At 66.2% G+C, this 551-nt stretch carries 1 protein-coding gene; it reads left to right on the forward strand.

The features are described 5' to 3' along the window. Positions 1-551, forward strand: a 551-nt coding sequence (locus HU767_RS28570) for a response regulator (RefSeq protein WP_186731116.1), incomplete at both ends; no start/stop codon positions are given.

The raw sequence follows: 551 nt of genomic DNA on the forward strand, positions 1-551 counted from the left end.
ACCGCAGATCCGCAAATTCCTGCGCATCAGCCTGAGCTCCCAAGGCTACAAGGTGCTGGAAGCCGGCACCGGCGCCGAAGGGCTGGCCCAAGCGGCGCTGAACAAACCCGACTTGCTGGTGCTCGACCTGGGCCTGCCGGACATGGACGGCCAGCAGGTGTTGCGCGAGTTTCGCCAATGGTCGACGGTGCCGGTGCTGGTGCTCTCGGTGCGGGCCAGCGAAGCGCAAAAAGTCGAGGCGCTGGACAACGGCGCCAACGATTACGTGACCAAGCCGTTCGGCATCCAGGAGTTCCTCGCCCGTATTCGCGCCCTGTTGCGCCAGGCCCCGACCGGCGAGCCCCAGGAGGCGGCGCTGAAGTTCGGACCGCTGACGGTGGACCTGGCCTATCGACGGGTGCTGCTGGACGACACCGAAGTGGCCTTGACCCGCAAGGAGTACGCCGTCCTGGCGCAACTGGCGCGGCATCCGGGGCGGGTCATCACCCAGCAACAACTGCTCAAGGACATCTGGGGCCCGACCCACACCGAAGACAGTCACTACCTGCGGA

This window comes from Pseudomonas sp. SWRI179 (genome assembly GCF_014268705.1).
In the GTDB taxonomy this organism is placed as follows: domain Bacteria; phylum Pseudomonadota; class Gammaproteobacteria; order Pseudomonadales; family Pseudomonadaceae; genus Aquipseudomonas; species Aquipseudomonas zanjanensis.